15 protein-coding genes and 1 tRNA gene are annotated in these 16,583 nt (G+C 73.2%); 6 read left to right on the top strand and 10 right to left on the bottom strand.

All coding sequences use genetic code 11. The annotated features are described in order from the left end of the window. Window positions 1–207: 207 nt before the first annotated feature. Complete coding sequence (locus ACIQ9E_RS14295) at window positions 208–1,521, top strand: PAC2 family protein (protein ID WP_403706629.1); 1,314 nt, start codon at window positions 208–210, stop codon at window positions 1,519–1,521. Between the two features lie 148 nt (window positions 1,522–1,669). Here ACIQ9E_RS14295 and mshC read toward each other — a convergent pair whose 3' ends face one another. The 6 genes from mshC to ACIQ9E_RS14325 all read right to left on the bottom strand — a co-directional run bounded on the left by mshC (window position 1,670) and on the right by ACIQ9E_RS14325 (window position 7,697). Continuing rightward, a complete protein-coding gene (gene mshC / locus ACIQ9E_RS14300; protein ID WP_403706631.1) occupies window positions 1,670–2,899 on the bottom strand; it encodes a cysteine--1-D-myo-inosityl 2-amino-2-deoxy-alpha-D-glucopyranoside ligase in 1,230 nt (409 codons plus the stop codon). Window positions 2,900–3,060: 161 nt separating this feature from the next. After that, window positions 3,061–3,900: an SCO1664 family protein gene (locus ACIQ9E_RS14305; protein ID WP_403706633.1), complete on the bottom strand. Its 840-nt coding sequence runs from the start codon at window positions 3,898–3,900 to the stop codon at window positions 3,061–3,063. Then, entirely contained in the window at window positions 3,864–4,454 is a 591-nt protein-coding gene (locus ACIQ9E_RS14310; protein ID WP_006350178.1) for a DUF3090 domain-containing protein, read from the bottom strand. Before ACIQ9E_RS14310 ends, ACIQ9E_RS14305 begins: the two co-directional genes overlap by 37 nt. A 178-nt stretch (window positions 4,455–4,632) precedes the next feature. Beyond that, the gene (locus ACIQ9E_RS14315; RefSeq protein WP_403706635.1) at window positions 4,633–5,355 is read right to left on the bottom strand and encodes a histidine phosphatase family protein; all 723 of its coding nucleotides are present in this window, start codon (window positions 5,353–5,355) and stop codon (window positions 4,633–4,635) included. Between the two features lie 267 nt (window positions 5,356–5,622). Further along, on the bottom strand, window positions 5,623–6,408 hold the full coding sequence (locus ACIQ9E_RS14320) for a ferritin-like domain-containing protein (RefSeq protein WP_403706637.1): 786 nt from the start codon (window positions 6,406–6,408) through the stop codon (window positions 5,623–5,625). A gap of 239 nt (window positions 6,409–6,647) precedes the next feature. Next, the gene (locus ACIQ9E_RS14325; RefSeq protein ID WP_403706639.1) at window positions 6,648–7,697 is read right to left on the bottom strand and encodes an LLM class F420-dependent oxidoreductase; all 1,050 of its coding nucleotides are present in this window, start codon (window positions 7,695–7,697) and stop codon (window positions 6,648–6,650) included. A 165-nt stretch (window positions 7,698–7,862) separates the two neighbouring features. On the opposite strand from ACIQ9E_RS14325, the gene ACIQ9E_RS14330 reads away from it, so the two are divergent. The 3 genes from ACIQ9E_RS14330 (at window position 7,863) to ACIQ9E_RS14340 (ending at window position 12,341) form a co-directional block, all read left to right on the top strand. Then, window positions 7,863–8,846, top strand: a complete 984-nt coding sequence (locus ACIQ9E_RS14330; protein ID WP_403706640.1) for an aldo/keto reductase — start codon at window positions 7,863–7,865, stop codon at window positions 8,844–8,846. Then, complete coding sequence (locus ACIQ9E_RS14335; RefSeq protein WP_403706642.1) at window positions 8,843–11,215, top strand: helix-hairpin-helix domain-containing protein; 2,373 nt, start codon at window positions 8,843–8,845, stop codon at window positions 11,213–11,215. Before ACIQ9E_RS14330 ends, ACIQ9E_RS14335 begins: the two co-directional genes overlap by 4 nt. Before the next feature lie 199 nt (window positions 11,216–11,414). Further along, entirely contained in the window at window positions 11,415–12,341 is a 927-nt protein-coding gene (locus ACIQ9E_RS14340; protein WP_403706644.1) for an aminoglycoside phosphotransferase family protein, read from the top strand. A gap of 140 nt (window positions 12,342–12,481) precedes the next feature. On the opposite strand, the gene ACIQ9E_RS14345 is transcribed toward ACIQ9E_RS14340, so the two are convergent. Continuing rightward, on the bottom strand, window positions 12,482–13,132 hold the full coding sequence (locus tag ACIQ9E_RS14345) for a hypothetical protein (RefSeq protein ID WP_403706646.1): 651 nt from the start codon (window positions 13,130–13,132) through the stop codon (window positions 12,482–12,484). Window positions 13,133–13,179: 47 nt separating this feature from the next. Here ACIQ9E_RS14345 and ACIQ9E_RS14350 point away from each other — a divergent pair, with 47 nt between their 5' ends. Continuing rightward, window positions 13,180–13,368: a DUF5703 family protein gene (locus tag ACIQ9E_RS14350; RefSeq protein WP_006350169.1), complete on the top strand. Its 189-nt coding sequence runs from the start codon at window positions 13,180–13,182 to the stop codon at window positions 13,366–13,368. Between the two features lie 207 nt (window positions 13,369–13,575). Here ACIQ9E_RS14350 and ACIQ9E_RS14355 read toward each other — a convergent pair whose 3' ends face one another. From ACIQ9E_RS14355 to ACIQ9E_RS14365, 3 genes are all read right to left on the bottom strand, one after another. Further along, entirely contained in the window at window positions 13,576–14,406 is an 831-nt protein-coding gene (locus ACIQ9E_RS14355) for a chaplin (RefSeq protein WP_403706648.1), read from the bottom strand. Window positions 14,407–14,560: 154 nt separating this feature from the next. After that, the gene (gene chpH / locus ACIQ9E_RS14360) at window positions 14,561–14,794 is read right to left on the bottom strand and encodes a chaplin ChpH (RefSeq protein ID WP_403706650.1); all 234 of its coding nucleotides are present in this window, start codon (window positions 14,792–14,794) and stop codon (window positions 14,561–14,563) included. 170 nt (window positions 14,795–14,964) lie between these two features. Further along, complete coding sequence (locus tag ACIQ9E_RS14365; protein WP_403706652.1) at window positions 14,965–16,290, bottom strand: M20/M25/M40 family metallo-hydrolase; 1,326 nt, start codon at window positions 16,288–16,290, stop codon at window positions 14,965–14,967. Between the two features lie 184 nt (window positions 16,291–16,474). Between ACIQ9E_RS14365 and ACIQ9E_RS14370 the strand changes: the two genes are divergently transcribed. Then, window positions 16,475–16,562, top strand: a tRNA-Leu gene (locus tag ACIQ9E_RS14370). Window positions 16,563–16,583: the final 21 nt, after the last annotated feature.

A 16,583-nucleotide genomic window follows, 5' to 3' on the forward strand; every position in this document is an offset into this window, starting at 1 on the left:
TCCGGCGACCGGCTGCCGCGGACGCCGCCCTGTGCAATCGGAAAATGCTGGGAATCTCCTGGTAACAGCTCGGATGAATCAGCGGCGTTGGGGGCAAGGAAACGGACGGACACCCGTTCACCCGGCCGTGCACAGGGGCTGCGGTGGCACCGCCCGAAAGCCGTAAGGTTGGGGCGTACGAGAGGGAACTTCGGAAGGAGGCACTGGGTGATCGAGCTCGAGGGGGTACCCGAGCTGATCGACCCGGTCATGGTGGCCGCGTTCGAGGGCTGGAACGACGCCGGCGACGCTGCCTCCACCGCGGTCGCACATCTGGACCGGGAGTGGAAGGGCGAGGTCTTCGCGGCACTCGACGCCGAGGACTACTACGACTTCCAGGTCAACCGGCCCACGGTGTACATGGACGGCGGAGTACGGAAGATCACCTGGCCCACGACCCGGCTGTCGGTGGTCCGGGTGGGCGGCGACAAGCCCCGTGATCTGGTGCTGGTGCGCGGTATCGAACCGTCCATGCGCTGGCGTTCGTTCTGCAATGAGATCCTCGGATTCGCCCATGAACTGGGCGTGGAGATGGTGGTGATCCTCGGCGCACTGCTCGGGGACACCCCGCACACCCGGCCGGTCCCGGTCAGCGGCATCACCTCCGATCCCGATCTGGCCCGGACGCTGGACCTGGAGGAGACCCGGTACGAGGGGCCGACGGGCATCGTCGGCATCCTCCAGGAGGCGTGCACACATGCCGGGGTGCCCGCCGTGAGCCTGTGGGCGGCGGTGCCGCACTATGTGTCGCAGCCGCCGAACCCCAAGGCGACGCTGGCACTGCTGAACCGGCTGGAGGATCTGATCGGGCTACGGATCCCGCTGGGCGAACTGCCCGAGGACGCTCGGGCCTGGCAGTTGGGGGTGGATCAGCTCGCGGCCGAGGACTCCGAGGTCGCCGAGTACGTCCAGACGCTGGAGGAGGCGCGCGACACGGCGGAACTGCCGGAGGCCTCGGGCGAGGCCATCGCCCGCGAGTTCGAACGCTATCTGCGGCGACGGGACGGCGGTCCTGGCGCGGTGGGCGGACTGGGGCCGGGGCCGGGTGTCGGGCCCGATCCGGGCGAGCCGGGACCGGGCGGTTCCGCCGGTACGGCCGGTGGATCGTATCTGCGCGATCCGTCGGGCGGGCTCGGACGTCCGTCCAAGGCGCGGTGGCCGGAGCGCGACGAGGCGGCCGATGCGCGGGACCGGGAGCCGGACGGCGAGACCGGGCCCGGCGACGGGGGCGGCGATGATGCCGGCGATGGGCAGGCGGACGCGACCGCCGACGGACGGCCGGACGGATCCACGGACTCCGGCGGCTCCGGCGGCTCCGGCGGCTCCGGATCCGGTTCGGATACGGATTCCGGGGACGGGGCCGAGTCGGGCCCGGCACCGGAGTCCGACAAGGGCCCCGGCGCGGGCTCCGGTGCCGAATCCGGTACGGGCCCCGGTTCCGACTCCGACTCCGACTCCGACTCCGACGAGGAAGACACCTGACGCCGACGGCGTCGGCTACCCGGCGGGGACGCCGCCCGCACACCGCGGGCGCGTCCCCGCCGTGCTGTGTTCTCCCTCAGCGCGGCCCCGGACCGTCGGCCGCAAGGGCCTCACCGGGGAGTCGTCTCCCCCGGTGAGGCCGCTCGGTTCAGAGCGCCACGCCCAGCAGCGCGTCCACGGTCCGTGAGACAAGGCCCGGGGCGTCCTCTTCCGTACCGCCCGCCGACCGCTGGAGTTCGGCCCAGCGGTCGACCGCGGCGAGCGCGGCGGGTGTGTCGAGATCGTCGGCGAGTGCGGTACGGACCTCCTCCAGCATCCCGTCGGCGGACGGTCCGTCGGGGCGGGACACCGCGGCACGCCAGTGGGCGAGACGCTCTTCGGCGGCCGTGAGGTCCGCGTCCGTCCACTCCCAGTCGCTGCGGTAGTGGTGGGCGAGGAGCGCGAGCCGGATGGCGGCCGGGTCGGTGCCGGCCCGGCGCAGGGCCGAGACGAAGACCAGGTTGCCCCGGGACTTCGACATCTTCTCGCCGTCCAGCGCGACCATTCCGGCGTGGACGTACGCCTGGGCGAAGGGATGCTCGCCGGTGAGTGCCTGGGCGTGCGACGCGCCCATCTCATGATGGGGGAAGACCAGGTCGGAGCCGCCGCCCTGGATGTCGAAGCCCATGCCGAGGTGGTCGAGGGCGATGGCCACGCACTCGATGTGCCAGCCGGGGCGGCCGGGGCCGAGGGTGCCGCCGTCCCAGTGCGGTTCGCCGTCCCGGGCGGCCAGCCACAGGACCGGGTCGAGGGGGTTCTTCTTGCCGGGCCGGTCCGGGTCGCCGCCGCGTTCGGCGGAGAGCAGCCTCATGGCCTCGGCGTCGAGGCGGGACACCTCGCCGAAGTGCGGGTCGCTCTCCACCGAGAAGTAGGTGTCGCCGTCGAGGTCGTAGGCGGCCCCGGCGTCGCGGAGCCGTTCCACGAGCGGGACGATGCGGGGTATCGACTCGACCGCACCGATGTAGTGGCGCGGGGGCAGCATCCGCAGGGCCGTCATGTCCTCGCGGAACAGCTTGGTCTCGCGCTGTGCCAGCTCCGTCCAGTCCTCGCCGTCCCGGACGGCGCGCTCCAGGAGCGGATCGTCGATGTCCGTGACGTTCTGGACGTAGTGAACCTGTCGCTTCGTGTCGAGCCACACGCGCTGGACGAGGTCGAACGCGTTGTAAGTCGCCGCGTGACCCAGATGGGTCGCGTCGTACGGGGTGATACCGCAGACGTAGAGACGGGCGACGGGACCGGGTGCGAGGGTGACTCGTTCACCGGTCGCGGTGTCGTGAATCCTGAGGTCGCGGCCCTTGCCGGGCAGGGCGGGGACCTCGGAAGCGGGCCAGGCATGCATGCATCCGAGCCTAACCTCAGCCCCCGCGCCGACGCTGCCGCGGGGTGCAACGATCCTGGCGTGAGCCTCCGTGCCCCAGGCTTCCCCGGGCCCCGCCCGGCGAAACCCCCCGGGGCCGCGGAGCTGCGGGCGAGCGCCGCCCGGCCGCGGATCGGGACGGGTCAGACCGGGGGCCAGGGGATGGCCGGCCACTCCCCCGTCGGCGCCGGGTGGGTGCCGGTGGCCCGGAGGCGGTCCACGCGCACGCGGACGGCGTGGACTTCGGTGGCGGTCAGCAGCTCGGCCAGCCGGGCGGCCAGGGGCCCGTCCGGGCGCAGGGCGTCCGCGAGCCGGGCCAGGGCCGCCACGGCGTCGGGCGGCAGCGGCTCCCCCGCCCAGCCCCACAGGAGGGTGCGGAGCCTGGCTTCGGCGTTGAAGGTGACGCCGTGGTCGATCGCGTACAGCGCCCCGTCCACGGCGGGGAGGAGATGGCCGCCCTTGCGGTCACCGTTGTTGATCACCGCGTCGAGTACGGCGAGCCTGCGGAGGCGGTCGTCGTCCGCGTGGACCAGGAGGGCGGTGCGGCCCTCGCCGACCTCGGCGAAGCCGACCGCCTTCCAGCCGTCGCCGGGTTCGTCGCCGTCGACCAGGGCGAGCAGTCCGGCGTCGGGGTCCGCTTCGATCCAGAGCTGGACCATGCCGCGGCCGTGGGGGCCGTCGCGCAGCACGGTCGGCGGGACGAGTCCCCAGCCGAGCGCCTCGGAGACCTCCCAGGCGGCGATCTCGCGCTCGGCGAGGGTGCCGTCGGGGAAGTCCCACAGGGGGCGCTCACCGGTGACGGGCTTGTAGACGCAGCTCGCCTCCTCGCCCTGGTACGCCACCGTGCAGAGGAGTACCGCGTTGGACGCCCCGGGGATCCGGCCGCGTACGGTCAGCTCGCCTTCGGCGAGCAGGCGGAGCGCCCCGGTACGGCCGTCGGGGGCGGTCATGCCCCCCGGCGGTATCCGTTCTGGCGCGGGCATACATGTCCTTCCGGGTCGAGCGGGAGGCTGCACAGGGGGCACGGCGGGCGGCCCGCGTTGACGACGTCGAGAGCGCGTTTGGCGAAGGCCCGTGCCTGGGCGCCGGTGAGCCGGACCCGGAGCATCGGGGGGCCGTTCTCCTCGTCCTGGAGCAGCCGCTCCTCGGCCTCGGCGAGGTCTTCCTCCGAATCGGCTTCCAGCTCGACCAGGGCCTGGGCTTCGACGATCATGCGCTGTTCCTCGCCGTCCCAGGCCAGCGCCATGGTCCCGACCCGGAACTCCTCCTCGACGGGGGCGTCGAGCGGTGCGGTGTCGGCGATGTCGGCGGGGGCCACCGCGGGCACCGGGGCATTGCCTCCGGTACGCCGTACGACTTCGTCGAGAAGCTCGTCGATGCGCTCGGCCAACGCCGCCACCTGGGTCTTCTCCAGGGCGACGCTGGTGACACGGCCTCCGGCTGACGCCTGGAGGAAGAACGTACGGCGTCCGGGGAGCCCGACCGTACCGGCCACGAACCGGTCCGGCGGGTCGTAGAGGAACACCTGACGGGACACGCTCTGACTCCCTCGGGCTCGGGGACAGCCGCCGGGCCGTGCTCCGGCGGCCGGGGCCGGTGCGGTGACGGCGGAGTGGCTGTGCTGTTGACGACGGCGGTCCGGCCGCGCGGGCACGGTGTCACGGGCTGTACGGCCGTATGCGCCGACCGCCCGTCCACCCTACTGCGCCGGACGATCACGGGGCGCCCGCACCACCCCCTACCACCGCGTTCCCCTCGGGGGCGGGGTCACCGCCGGTCGTACCCGCGCCGGTCCGGCGGTCGTGACGGGGTACGAGGGAGCCGAATTCGCCGGTGTCTCCGAGACGCAGCAGGAAGGGGCGGGTCCCGGTGTACCGGACGGCGGTGACGGAGCACGGTTCGGCATGGATCCGCTGGAAGAGGTCGAGATGGAGGCCGAGGGCGTCGGCGACGAGGGATTTGATGATGTCGCCGTGGGTGCAGACGAGATAGGCCGCGTCCTCGCCGTGCTCGGCGGTCACCCGGGCGTTCCAGTCGCGGACGGCGTCGACGGCGCGGGCCTGCATCCCGCGCAGGGATTCCCCGCCGGGGAAGGCGGCCGCCGAGGGGTGCTGCTGGACCACCGCCATCAGGGGGTCGTCGGCCAGCTCTCCGAGCTTGCGCCCGGACCAGTCGCCGTAGTCGCATTCGGCGACGCGCTCGTCGGTCCGCAGCTCCAGCCCGGGGCGGGCGCCGAGAAGCGGCCCGAGGGTCTCCCGGCAGCGCTCCTGGGGGCTGGAGACGGCGAGGACGAGGGGGACGGCGGCGAGGCGTCCGGGCAGTGCCGCCGCCTGTTCGACTCCGCGTTCGTCGAGATGGACTCCGGGGGTCCGGCCCGCGAGCACGCCCGCCGTATTGGCGGTGGAGCGTCCGTGGCGTACGAGAATCAGGGTGGCCATGTCCGCCAGGGTAGGCGTCCGGGGACGGCCCGTGGGGGCCCTGTGGACAACCGCCGCCGACCCGGTCCCGCCGATCCGGCCACCCGTATTGCACACATGTTCACCGGTTGTGGCGTTCCTATCCGCGAAGGCCGTCGCGACGGTTCCCGGCGCCCCGGGGCGTCACCGTCCGCCCGGCGTCCGGACGGCGCGGCACCGGTCGGGCCGGAGGGGGCGGAACCGGGCGTACCTCAGGGGTTCGTCCACCGCCGGACCGGCGGCCGGGGCTCAGAACGCCGGAGCGGGTGCCGCGGGCCCGTCGAGGGCCCCGCGGCGCTCCGGCATCCGCAGCCGGACCATGCGGCGCCAGCCGCCGAGCCGTTCGTAGAGGTACATCGCGTGGACCCCGGCGGTCAGCACCGCCGCCTTCGTCCGCGACCAGCCCAGCAGACCGCCCATGCGCTCCATCACGGCGAGGCTGACATCGCGGTAGATCCTGATCTCGGCGAGAGCGCACGAGCGCAGGATCCGGTGGATGGCCGGGCCGTGCCCCGCGGCGGTGAGCCGCAGGAGTTCCTCGTGGCAGTAGGCGAGGTGGTTGTCCTCGTCGTGGGAGATCATCCTGATGGCCCTGCCGACCTCGGGGTGGTCGCCGAAGTACCTGACCAGCATGATCATCTGGTCGGCGGCACGCTGCTCGGTGACGCGGCTGTGGGAGAGGTAGACGACGATGTCCTGCTCGGTGAGGGTCTCCTCGCGGCCGAGCTTCTCGTGTGCGAGGCCGATACCGCGGCGTTCGAGGAGCATCGTGTAATCGGCCTCGGGCGGGACCGGGACGGGGTCGAGCCCGCGCTTCCTCAGCAGGGCGTTGAAGATCCTGCCGTGCTTGTCCTCGTCGGCGCCGTGCCGGGTGATCCTGGGGGCGAGGTCGCGCAGGCCCGCGGGTACCAGGGCGGCGATGCGCGCGTTCTCCCAGCCGCCCTGTGCCTCACCGCTCGCGGCGATGGAGCAGAAGAGCTGGTAGGAGCCGTCGTTGTCGAGGATTTCCTGGAACAGGCTTCGGGCCGAGAGCATGGCTGCACCTCCTGAAAGCATCCGCAAAGGACGAGTCAAATGCGGTGGGGCACAGGTGGCAACAGCTCGGACGGACCACTGCGCCGAACAGGGCACGGTACTGCTCCGGACGATGCCGGTGCGGTGGGTGGGGCGCGTTGGCCGGCCGGGTACGGCGGCCGGAGCCCGCCGCGCCCGGGGCAGAACGGCGCGGCGTCCCGTACTGCGCCGCGCCGTTCGGCCGCCCCGGGCAGCCGTGCTCAGGCCAGTCCGGCGTGCTCCAGGGCCTCCGTACCGGCGCGCAGGGCGGAGAGGCGCTCGTCGAGGGTGAATCCCGCCGGGGCAAGCGTGAGGGTGGTGACCCCGGCGTCCGCGTAGGCACGCATCCGGTCGGCGATCCGCTCGACGGAGCCGAGGAGGGTGGTGGAGTCGATCAGCTCGTGCGGTACGGCGGCGGCGGCGCCGTCCTTGTCCCCGTCCAGGTAGCGGTCCTGGATCTCGGCGGCCTCCTTCTCGTACCCCATGCGACGGGCGAGCTGGTTGTAGAAGTTCTGCTTGCGGCTGCCCATACCGCCGACGTACAGGGCGGTGTAGGGGCGGAAGACGTCGGCGAGCGCGGTGACGTCGTCCCCGAGCGCGAGCGGCACGGTCGGGCAGACGTCGAAGCCCTCCATGGTCTTTCCGGCCTTCTCGCGGCCCGCGCGCAGCGGCCGGATCGCGGTCTCCTCAAGATGCGCGGCGGACGGGAAGATCAGCAGAGCGCCGTCGGCGATCTCACCGGTCTGTTCGAGGTTCTTGGGGCCTATGGCGGCGATGTAGAGGGGGATGTGCTCGCGCTCGGGGTGGACGGTGAGCTTGATGGGCTTGCCGGGGCCGCCGGGCAGCGGGAGGGTCCAGTGTTCCCCGTCGTGGGTGAGCCGCTGACGGGACATCGCCTTGCGGACGATCTCGACGTACTCCCGGGTACGGGAGAGCGGCTTGTCGAATTTCACCCCGTACCAGCCCTCCGAGACCTGAGGGCCGGACACGCCGAGGCCGAGCCGGAAGCGTCCGCCGGAGAGGGAGTCGAGAGTGGCGGCCGTCATGGCCGTCATGGCGGGCTGGCGGGCCGGGATCTGCATGATGGCGGAGCCGACGTCGATGCGCTCGGTCTGCGCCGCGACCCAGCTCAGGACGGTCGGCGCGTCGGAGCCGTAGGCCTCGGCCGCCCAGCAGACGTCGTAGCCGAGGCGGTCGGCCTCCCGGGCGACGGCCAGATTGTCGCCGTCCATGCCGGCGCCCCAGTAGCCGAGATTGATGCCGAGCCGCATACCCACTCCCCTTACCAATCAGTAACATCCCTGTGGCGGGACTCTAGCGCGCCCGGACCGGATCCGTCAGGGTCGTCGTCACCACCCCGTACCGCGGTCCGGGCCGTTGCCCGGTTGTCCACAGGCTCTCTCGGTGCCGTCCCTCGGCCAGTACCCTCAGCGCTCATGGAGCAGAGGCATCTCGGCAGCACCGGCCTGCGCGTGTCCCGGATCGGGCTCGGCACCCTGACCTGGGGCCGGGACACCGATGAGCACGACGCCGCCGACCAACTCAAGGTGTTCTGGGAGGCGGGCGGGACGCTCGTCGACACCGCCGATGTGTACGGGGGCGGGGATGCCGAGTACGTGCTGGGGCAGCTCGTGGAGCGGCTTGTGCCCCGGCGCGATCTGGTCATAGCGACCAAGGCCGGCAGTGTGCCCGATCCCGACCGCCGCTTCGACGGCTCGCGGGGGCATCTGCTCGCCGCGCTCGACGACTCCCTCCAGCGGCTGGGCACCGACCATGTCGACCTGTGGCAGGTCCACGCCTTCGACCCGCTGACCCCGCTGGAGGAGACCCTCCAGGCCGTGGACACCGCCGTCACCAGCGGTCGCGCCCGGTATGCGGGAGTGTCGAACTTCTGCGGCTGGCAGCTCGCCAAGGCCGCGACCTGGCAGCTCGCCGCGCCCGGGGTACGCACCCGGATCGCCAGCACTCAGATGGAGTACTCCCTGCTGCAGCGGGGTGTGGAGCGCGAGGTGCTGCCCGCCGCACTGGATCTGGGCGTCGGTCTGCTGCCGTCCTCGCCGCTGGGGCGCGGGGTGCTCACCGGCAAGTACCGCAGTGGGATCCCGGCGGACTCGCGGGGCGCGTCGGAGCGGCTCGGTGCCTTCGTCGAGCCGTATCTGGACGAGACGGCCGACCGCATCGTGGATGCGGTGACCACCGCAGCGGACGGGCTCGCCGTCACACCGCTTCAGGTGGCGCTCGCCTGGGTCCGGGACCGCCCCGGAGTGGTGGCCCCGATCGTCGGCGCGCGCAACGCGCAGCAGCTCACGGCCGCGTTGTCGGTGGAGACGCTTAGTCTTCCTGACGAGATCCGCCGGGCGCTCGACGATGTGTCGGCTCCCGTGCACCACTATCCCGACCAGGACTGGAGCACGCTGTGACCGCGCCTTCCCGGGGGCCGCACCCCGAACCCCCGGCCGAGGCCGAGGGCCGTGAGTCCGAGGCCGCCGAAGACCGCCCCGCAGCCGGGACCGGTGCGCCCGGCGGGACTCCGGCGGCGGAACAGGACGGGGAGGTACGGGCCACGGGCCCGGACGGCGCCCGCGAGGAACCGGCATCCGGCGCATCCGGTGCGTCCGGCAGCGCATCGGAGGGCCCGGAGGCTCTGGAGGATCAGCCGTCGGCTTCCGGTTCGGAAGCGGAACGGGACGGCCCGCCGGAGGACACCGCAGCCGCCGAAGGCGAACCCGCAAACACCGCAGACGGCACAGACAGCGGGGACGGCAACCGGGAAACCGGGCAGTTGTCGGAGGCGCAGGCGGAGCTGGCCGCGCAGCGCGCGCTGCGGGCGAAGATCGCGCGGCGCAAGGCCGAGCGCACCGGGCCGGTGGCCGCCGGTGACGGGCTGAGCGGTTCGGCGGCCGAACTGCTCGCGGCCGTCCGGGCCGTGGAGCGCGGCGAGAAGTCCGGCAGCACGTTCTACCCGGCGGCGGCCGCGGCGGCCCGCCCCGCCGGGACCGCCCCGCCGCGGATCACCGCCCCCCGAACGGCTCCGCAGGCCCCCGCGACGGTGGCAGGGCCCGCCCCGGGAGCTGTGGCCGCCGCGCGGGCCGTGCTGGCCCGGGGGCGGGCTCCCGAGGAGTCGGCCCCCGCGGTGGTGGAGGCCCTCGGGGAGCGGGCCGCCGCCGTACTCCAGGACGACCCCTGGCGGCTGCTCGCCGTGCCCGGGGTCGGCCCCGAGCAGGCCGATTCCTTCGCCCAGACGCTGCTGGCGGGCGACTGCGGTCCCGGGGACCCGAGGCGCACCGCCGCCCTGATCGTCCGGGAGCTGGAGCGGGCGGCGCTGCGGGGGGACACCGCGGTGCCGTCGTCCGCCGTCCTGGCCGCGCTCGCCGGGCGCGCGGTGCCCGATCCCGGCGAGGCACTGGGGCAGGCGGTCGCGGACGGTACGGTGCTGGCCTTCCCCACCGGCGCCGACGGCCGCACCGAGCCCGCGCAGGAGACCGACGCCGGGCCGGCCGGGGAAGGAACGGAGGATCCGGGCAGCGGCGAGGAGGCTCCGGCGGGGCCCGTACTGCTCGCCGTCGACCGGTACGCCCTCGCCGAGGAGAGCCTCGCCGACGGTCTCGCCAGACTGGCCCGAAGCGGTCCGGACCCCCGCTGGGAGTCGGTGGCGGAGCCAACGGAGCTGACCCGGGCCCTCGCCGCCCACGGTCTGGTCCTCCATACGGGCGGCGAGGCCGCCCGCGCCGAGCCGGCCGGTCTCGCCGGGGCCGCCCGGTCCCTCGGGCTGACGGCGGTCGTCGCCGTCCACAGCGAGCAGGCGGCCCGCGCCCTGGGCCCGGACGCGGTCACGGTCGCCGCGCTGCTCGCCGGCGCGGCCGGACCGGGCCGGGACGAGGACGGCGCCTGGGCGCTCGATCTGCTGGTCGTCCTGGACGCACCCCGGCTCGGCGTGGAACCCGCGGCGGTGCTCGTGGAATCCCTCCCCGACGGCGCCCGGCTGGTGCTCGGCGGCGATCCGGGACAGCTGGGCCCGGCGGGTGCCGGTGATGTCTTCACCGATCTGCTGGCCTCCGGGGTCTGCCCCCGGATCGCCTCCCGGGTTCCGGACCCCGGCCTGCTCGGCGAACTGGTCTCCGGGATCGGCGTCGGCGAACTCAACCAGGTCGAAGCCCCGGGCAAGGAGGTCGTGATCGTCCCGGTGCGGGATGCGGGCGAGGCCGTCCACCGTACGGTCCAGCTGGTCGCCGACTCGATTCCCCGGGCGATCGGCGTCCCCGCCGACCGTACCCAGGTGATCACCGTCGCCCATCACGGTTCCGCGGGCACCCGCGCGCTCAACACGGCGCTCAAGGCCCGGCTGAACCCCGGCCCCGGCCGCTTCGGCGGCTACGACCCCGGCGACCGGATCGCGTACACCCCGGCCCCGGGACGCACCCTGCCCGGCACCGTCGTCTCGGCCGACGCAGCGGGCCTCCGGCTCGACTGCGAGGGTACGGCGGTGACGGTGGCCAGGGACCGGGTCGGCGCGACCCTGCGGCACGGCTGGGCCCTGACCGCCCATCAGGCGGCGGCGCTGCGCTGGCCCGCAGCGGTCGTGGTGCTGCCCGGCGATGCCGTGGACGCGCTGAGCCGCCCCTGGGTGTACACGGCCTTCGGCCGCGCCGAACGCCATCTGTCGGTGGTCCACGGCGCCGAGGCGGCGCTGCCCGCGGCGGTGGCCACGATCCCCTCCGTACCGCGCACCACCCGCCTGCGCAGCCTGCTCACGGCCCTGCTCGCCGCCTCCGGCGGCCAGGAGGCCTGACCGGGGATCCGGCCGCCCGGCCCGCACCGCCGGGCGGCCGGATCCGGCGGTGACGGCCCCGGCCGAAAATCCCGCGGCCCGGCGATCACACCGCGTTAAGGTGGCCGCATGCTGTGACATCTGCCCGGCAGCCGGGCACCGCCGCTCCACTCCTTCGTACGCCCACGGCATCCGCTGTCCACGAAGGAGTGACATTTCCATGACCATATCGACCCCGATCGACGTCCCCGGCGCCTTCGCCGCGTCGTACGGTGCCCAGGGCGCCGAGGCGCGTACGTGGCTCGCCGGACTGCCGAGGCTCGGCGGAGAGCTGCTGGACCGGTGGGAGCTGCGGCCCGACGGCCCGGCCCGCTGGGGCATGGCCTCGCTGGTCCTGCCCGTGCGCCGGCCGGGCGGCGAGCCCGCCGCGCTCAAACTCCAGCGGTTGCGCGAGGAGACCGCCGGGGCGGCCGACGGGCTGCGCGCCTGGCGGAGCAACGGCATCGTACGGCTGCTCGAACACGACGAGAGCAGCGCGGCCCAGCTGCTGGAACGGCTGGACGCATCCCGGCCGTTGTCCTCGGTGACCGATGAGGAGACGGCTCTCGGAGTACTCGCCGGTCTGCTCGCCCGGCTGACCGCAGTCCCCGCACCCGCCGGGCTGCGGGGCCTGTCCGATATCGCCGCCGCGATGGTGGAGGAGACCCCGGCAGCCGTGCCGGCGCTGCGCGACCCGGACGAGCGGAAGCTGCTGGAGACCTGTGCCGCCGCCGTCGCCGAGCTGACCGGCGAGGCGGGGAACCGGCTGCTCCACTGGGATCTGCACGCGGGCAATGTGCTCGCCGGTGAGCGCGAGCCCTGGCTGGCGATCGACCCGGAGCCGCTGGCCGGGGATCCCGGTTTCGATCTGCTGCCCGCCATCGACGACCGGTGGGAGGCGGTGACCTCGTCCGGCGATATCGGCCGGGCCGTGCTCCACCGCTTCGACCGTCTGACCGAGGCGGTCGGCGCGGACCGCCGCCGGGCCGTCGGCTGGACGCTGGGCCGGGTGCTCCAGAACGGACTCTGGGACGTCGAGGACGGGAAGGACAGGCTGGAGCCGGCCCAGGTCGCCATCGCCAGGACACTGCTGGACCACCGGCGGTAAGACGGGCCGGGGAAGGGCCGGGGAACCACGGCCCCGGGCCGGGTCCGAGGAGCCACGCTCCGGTACGGCCGGGGGCCGGGCCCGCTCCCCCGGATGCGGGGAGCGGGCCCGGCCCCTACCGCCTGCGCGGCGGCCGCCGGTCAGCGGCGCAGTTCGTCGAGCTCCTCGCCGAGGTCGTCCTCGTCGAAGACGGCGCTCACATCGAAGCGGCAGATCACCCGCTGGGCATCCGCTTCGAAGGGAGCGGCCAGCCATTCGCCCGGCTCGGGAAGCTCGTCGCCGGCGGAGACCCAGAGCGTGGAGTCGCCTTCCTCCAGGCCGAACTCCTTGTGCCGGGTGGCGATCTCGTCGGGCTCGTACTCTCCGAAGAGCACCCCGAGCGCCGTGTGCACACTCGCCCCGGCGGGCCGTCCGGCCCCCGGGCCCGAGTCGTCCACGGCCTCGATATCGGCGATGCGCTGGGCCTGCGCGAGCAGCCGCTGCGGCTCGACCACCGCGTAATCACGGCGGATCAGCACGCTGAGGGCCTTCGGTGCTTCGGGTCCCGCATAGGGCGGCAGCGCGTCCTCCGCCCCCGGGATCTCGAAGGGCGTGACCTCGTCGTAGCGGTCGTAGAGCCGTTCGTCGTACGCCTCGGCCGCCACGGCCAGGGCGTTGAACGCGTCGTAGACGGCCGGGTCGTCCTCTCCCGTGCGGTTCTCGACCGCCGCGAGGTGACGGTCCAGTGCGGCTTTGACCGCCTCCGCGGCGGCACGTACCTCGGCAGCGGTGGGCTGCGCAGCATCAGACATAGTGCAGACGCTATCCGTACCGGGGCTGTGCCCGCACAATAGATGCGATGCCGGAATACGAATTTGTCGACGTGTACGTCCCCCGCGGGGTCTCCCGCAAGGAGGCGACCCGTCTGCTCACCGACCATGCCGAGTACGGACACTGGGAGTTGGACCGACTGACACTGCACCGGGACGGCAGCCGGAGAGTGCGGCTGCGGCGGCGGATCATCCGCCAGCTCCGCGCCACCTGGTGATCCCTGGTGATCACGCCCCGTCGGCCGGTGGGCGGCCCCGGGGCGGGACCGGGTGATCGGCGCGCTGTCCGCCGGTCACCCGGTGCGATCAGCGCGAAATGGGGCCGCGCCGCGGCGGGGCCCGCTCTGTCGTCCGCGTACCCCGGCCGTCCCATGGGCGCCGTGCGTACGGCGCCGGGCTCGGGAGTACGGGAGGGTTTCGGCCGGTCAGGCGGAGGCGCGCGACCGCCGGTAGAGGACGGCACCGGCCAGCAGCAGGCCCGCCCCGGCCGGGGCGATCAGGCCGAGCGAACCGGCTCCGGTGTGGGCGAGAACGTCGTCGTCCTGGGCCGGGCGTTCGGCGGAGCGGCTCACGGGCGCCTCCGGCGCGCGGTTGACCGGCTTGACGGCGGTCGGCGGCTCGACCGGCTGTCCGGGCTTGACCGGCTGCTCGGGGAGCGGCGGCTGGGCGATCGAACTGTCGTTGACGCAGCTGTTGCCGAACGCGGGGTTCAGCAGGCTGATGATGTCGACGGTGTTGCCGCAGGCGTTGACCGGGACGTCGACGGGGGCCTGGACCGTGTTGCCGGAGCCGACACCTGGGGAGTTGGCCGTTCCGCCGCCCGCGTGGGCACCGCCGCCGGTGGTGGTGGTGCCGGAGCCGTTCGTGGCCGCGGGCAGGTTGCCTGCGGGCAGATCGGCGGCGGGCAGATTGGCGGCGGGAACGCCGGTGCCGGAGCCGGGTGCGGCCGGGGCGGGCGCGGGGGCGGGCTTGGCCTGCGAGGGCTTCGCCGGTCCCGCCTTGGCCGGGGAGGAGGTGTTGGCGCAGTTGTTGCCGAACGCGGGGTTCAGGAGTCCGACCACGTCCACCGTGTTGCCGCAGGCGTTGACCGGGACGTTGACCGGGACCTGGACCGTGTTCCCCGAGCCGACGCCCGGGGAGTTGACCGCCGCCCCGTTCGCTCCGGAGTCCGCTTGTGCGTATCCCCCGCTCAGAGCGAGTGCCCCGCCCGCCGCCGCGGCCATGGTGATCAGGCCCTTACGCGTCACCTGTCGCATAGGTGATTCCCTGCCTTCTTGAATCGTCAGGAATTCCTCCGGGCACGGGCGCCCGGGGCGGAAATGCCGGGCGGTCCCGGAGTGCGTGGTTGCGCTCCGGGACCGCCCGCTTTCATGCCCGGGCCCTCGGGGCCCGGGGCATGTGATGCGGCATTCAGCCGTTGATGCAGGTGTTGCCGAAGGCGGGGTTCAGCAGCCCGACCACGTTGATCGTGTTGCCGCAGACGTTGACCGGCACGTGGACCGGAATCTGGACGACATTGCCGGACAGCACACCGGGGGAGTTCACAGCGGCACCCTGGGCGCCCGAGCTGGCAACGGCGGCACCCGCGCCGGCCAGCACCAGACCACCGGTGACAGCCGCGGCGGCGACGACCTTCTTGATCATTATTCCTCCTAGTAGGCAGTGCGGTCCCAGCCGCGGACCGCACCACCTGTAACGAGGAGGGTTCGAGGGAGCTACGAGGCGGAGGAGGCTTTCACTCTTTTCAGTCAGTCACGCACACAGAGACGATTGTCGGAGAGTCGCACCGGTGCTGCCGCGCGCCGGGACGGGGCTCAGCAGGCGTCGAGGAAGCGGTCCAGGACCCGGACGCCGAACTTGAGTCCGTCGACGGGGACCCGCTCGTCGACGCCGTGGAACATTCCGGCGAAGTCCAGCTCGGGCGGCAGTTGCAGCGGGGCGAAGCCGAAGCAGCGGATGCCGAGGTCGTCGAAGGACTTGGCGTCGGTACCGCCGGAGAGCATGTACGGCACGGCCCGCGCGATCGGGTCCTCGGCGCGCAGCGCGGACTGCATGGCGTCCACCAGATCGCCGTCGAAACCGGTCTCCAGCGCCTTGTCGGCGTGGACGTCCTCGCGCCGTACCCGCGGGCCCAGCAGCCGGTCGAGGTCGGCCAGGAACTCCTCCTCGTGGCCCGGCAGAAAGCGGCCGTCGACATGGGCCGTGGCCTGCCCGGGGATGACGTTCACCTTGTAGCCGGCGCCCAGCATGGTGGGGGCGGCGGAGTTGCGCAGGGTGGCGCCGATCATCTTGGCGATGCCGCCGAGCTTGGCCATGGTGGCATCCATGTCCTCGGGGTCGAGCGGAGTGCCGAGCGCGTCGGACAGCTCGTCGAGGAAGGACCGTACGGTGGGGGTCATCCGCACCGGCCAGCGGTGCCGGCCGAGCCGTCCGACGGCCTCGCACAGTTCGGTGATCGCGTTGTCGTTGTTGGTCATGGAGCCGTGGCCGGCCGTGCCGTCCACGGTCAGCCGCATCCAGTGCATGCCCTTCTGGGCGGTCTCGACGAGGTAGAGCCGCAGGTTCTCGTTGACGGTGAAGGAGAAGCCGCCGACCTCGCCGATCGCCTCCGTGACGCCCTCGAAGAGATCCGGGTGCTTGTCGACGAGATGGCGGGCGCCGTAGGTGCCGCCGGCCTCCTCGTCGGCGAGGAAGGCCAGGACGACATCGCGCGGGGGCTTGCGTCCGCTGCGCAGCCGGTCCCGTACGACGGCGAGGGTCATGGCATCCATGTCCTTCATGTCGACCGCGCCCCGGCCCCAGACGCAGCCGTCGGCGATCTCCCCGGAGAAGGGGTGGTGGGTCCAGTCATGGGCGTTGGCCGGGACGACGTCGGTGTGCCCGTGGATCAGGAGCGCGGGACGTGAGGGGTCCTCGCCCTCGATCCGGGCCACCGTGGAGGCCCGGCCCCGGTGCGATTCGATGATCTTCGGTTCCAGCCCCACGTCGGCCAGCTTCTCCGCGACGTACTCGGCCGCGGCACGCTCCCCCGGCCCGGAGTGGTCGCCGTAGTTGCTGGTGTCGATGCGGATCAGTTCCCGGCACAGATCCACGACCTCGTCCTCGCCCCGGACAGTCCGGGCCCTCGTCGGCTCGCTCACGCTGGTTCCTCCCGCAGTCGCTGGTGCTTCCCGCCCATCCTCCCGCGCCCGGGCGCCGGGTCCCAAGAGAAGCCCGGCGGATCCCCGTGGAGTCCGGTGGAGGGGAAAGGGGTGATCGGAGACCCCCGAATGTTTGCTATGGTTTTCCACGTCGGAACGGCCCAGGCCGAACGGCGGACACCTGGTCCGGGTGGCGGAATGGCAGACGCGCTAGCTTGAGGTGCTAGTGCCCTTTATCGGGCGTGGGGGTTCAAGTCCCCCCTCGGACACCAGCGGAAAGGCCCCTCTTCGGA

Source organism: Streptomyces sp. NPDC094448 (assembly GCF_044763775.1).
GTDB lineage: Bacteria > Actinomycetota > Actinomycetes > Streptomycetales > Streptomycetaceae > Streptomyces.